Source organism: Gaoshiqia sediminis (assembly GCF_025907915.1).
In the GTDB taxonomy this organism is placed as follows: Bacteria; Bacteroidota; Bacteroidia; order Bacteroidales; family Prolixibacteraceae; genus Gaoshiqia; species Gaoshiqia sediminis.
In genome coordinates this window covers 1-3040 of record NZ_JAPAAF010000084.1, presented here as the reverse complement: position 1 = coordinate 3040, position 3040 = coordinate 1, and the positions used below count along the sequence as shown (strand labels likewise).

Below are 3040 nucleotides of genomic sequence, written 5' to 3'. Positions count from 1 at the left end.
CGCATTGGAAATAACGCGTAAGAAACGTAACTCCGAGATCACCCAGGTGTTGAGCCTTGCAGCCGGAAACGCCGGTAAAAGACTGGAGATAGCCAACCAGATTGATTGGCAATCAACATCAGTCAGTTTAAAAGCCTCCTTCCCACTGGTGGCAGAAAATGAAAATGCCACCTATAACATGGGCGTAGGTACCATACAACGGGGTACCAACCATTCCAAGAAGTTTGAAGTTCCGACCAGACAGTGGTTTGATCTGACTGATAAATCCGGAGAATTTGGCGTTTCAGTGCTGGAAGATTGTAAATACGGCTCGGACAAACCCGATAATCACACCTTGCGCCTGACTTTATTGTTTACCCCAGGGATAAATGATCATCGATTCAATCATCAAGGTTCGCAGGATTTTGGGATTCACCACGTCAAATACGGAATATACAGCCACCCGGGTAACTGGAATGAGGGGGAGACACCCCAGCAAGCCGAGTTTTTGAATAACCCCCTTGTGTCTTTTGAAGCGCCAAAACACGCGGGGATGCTAGGTAAGATGGTTTCTTTTTTAGGTTTTAACGATCCTTGTGTGGGATTAATGGCTTTCAAAAAAGCGGAAAACAGCGATTACTACATCGTTCGTGTAAATGAGTTATTGGGCAAAGACCAAGAAAATATCAAGGCCATATTTCAGGCAAAAATAGAAGATGCTTACGAAGTAAACGGGCAGGAGCAAAAAATTGGGCCTATCGATTTTTCCGACAAAACATTGAATTTTGACATCACACATTATGCGATCCGTAGTTTTGCTGTAAAAATTGCTCCGCAAGCAAGTTTCAATGATGCTCAAACCAGTGTGACAATACCCCATAACGAAGATGTTATGAGTTTTGACCGAAACAGGGCCGACGGATCTTTGAGTGAAGTAGGAAAGGGTGACGGAGTTACGTATATCAGGAAGAATTATCCTGCTGAACTTATTCCCGATACAATTGTCAGCGAAGGGGTTCGCTTTAAAATGGGGGACCGTGAGGATGAACAAAAAAATGCGGTCAGTTGTAAGGGCCAGACTATTGAATTGCCGTCAGGTAATTACAACAAATTATACATACTGGCAGCTGCGACGGAAGATGTTACCGGTAATTTTTCCATTGGTGGGAAAAGCATTGCTTTAGATATCCAGGATTGGCTCGGTTTTATTGGTCAACCCTATACGCGCGAACTAAATGACAGTGAAACAGAAGTCCTTGCGGTGAATGAACCATTTGTGAAAAACGCCAATATTGCCTGGTTTGCATCGCATCATCATAACCACTACCCATCCAAAAATGCGTCCTACCAATATTCGCACATGTACAAATATGAAATCGATCTACCTGAAGGTACTACAGAACTTACCCTGCCAGAAAACAATAAGATTAAGGTTTTTGCAATAACCGTTGCACAAATAGAGGCCGATGACATTAAGTTGCTGCAGCCCCTGAAGGATGAATATAAAGGCAATAAGAAGTTTGTTTTGAGATGAGGTTTTTAGCCAAATATTCAGGCATTGCTGTTTTGTCAGCTTTAACAGCTTGCCAGGCCAAGCCCAAAAATGTTCCGCCCGAAAAATGATTGATTAAAGTTACCCGATAATGAAACATAGATATATTAAAGAAGTGTTATTTGCCAGTACCTTGGCGCTACCGACCATTTTACATGCCCAGGATAAACCAAATTTTGTTTTTATTATTGCCGATGATGTTAGTTGGAATGACTTTGGTTGTTATGGAAATGAGTTTGTAAAAACACCTAATATCGATAAACTTGCCAGTGAAGGGTTGCGTTTTACCAATGCATTTTTAACATCTAGTTCATGCAGTCCGAGTCGTTGCAGTATTATCTCTGGCAAGTACCCCCACTCGAACGGGGCTGCCGAATTGCATACTGAACTGCCTGAAACTGAAATTCCATTTCCTCTACTTATGAAAGAACAGGGGTATTATACTGCCCATGCAGGAAAATGGCACATGGGGTCGGCAGCTCATCGGGCTTTCCACCGGTACACCGATAAGAATGGATATGATAATGGAGACGGAGGGGAAGACAACTGGGTAAGGTTCATTAGGGAGCGTCCTAAAGGCAAGCCTTTCTTTTTTTGGCTGGCCTCACATGATGCACACCGTATATGGGGGGCTGACAATTTCCTTATTACGCATGATCCTGATAGGTTGGATGTGCCTGTTTATTTTGCAGATACACCGGAAACCCGTCGGGATATGGCCTCATACTATAACGAAATTGCCCGGTTTGATTTTTATATAGGAAAGGTCAGGGCGGAATTGGAGAAACAAGAGGTTTTGGACAATACATTGATTATCGTGATGGCTGATAATGGACGTCCTTTCCCCAGATGCAAAACCCGGGTATATGACAGTGGAATGAAAACACCATTTATTGTTTATTGGCCACATGGATTAAAGGAAAAGGGGGGACTGACGGAAAGCCTGATCAGTTCAATTGATATTGCACCTACTATTCTTGAAATTGCTGGAATTGGATCCCCAGATGAAATCCAGGGAAAAAGTTTTGTGCCAATATTGGAAAATCCCACTGCCGAAATACGTAACGCGGTTTTTGCAGAACATAATTGGCACGATTACGAGGCATACGAACGGATGATCAGGACGAAAGACTTTCTTTACGTGTTAAATGAAAGACCGAATTTGAGCAATAGTGGTCCTGCAGATTCTAAAATTTCAGCAACTCAGCAATCACTAAACCAACTTCGTGATGAAGGAGAACTGACACCTGCACAGGCTGATATTTTTATGGTGCCACGTTCAAAAGAAGAGTTGTTTGATTTAGAAAATGATCATGAACAGATATTGAATGTGGCTTCATTACCAAAGTACCAAGGAAAATTAGTGGAATTGAGAAGCTGGTTGGAAAATTGGCAAATGAATACCGGGGATACAACACCGGATCAATTAACTCCTGACTGGTTCGATCGGGAAACCGGGGAAGCGTTAAATATTGAACGGCAACGAGGTACGATGCCTGGTCAAAATTA

General features: G+C 42.6%; 2 protein-coding genes. Both read left to right on the top strand.

Annotation, left to right across the window (positions count from 1 at the left end; all coding sequences use genetic code 11):
* Positions 1-1513 (top strand): glycoside hydrolase family 38 C-terminal domain-containing protein (locus tag N2K84_RS20030; RefSeq protein WP_282593611.1); only part of this gene is annotated, 1513 nt, incomplete at its 5' end.
* Positions 1514-1622: 109 nt separating this feature from the next.
* A partial coding sequence (locus N2K84_RS20025; protein WP_282593610.1) for a sulfatase family protein occupies positions 1623-3040 on the top strand: 1418 nt, incomplete at its 3' end.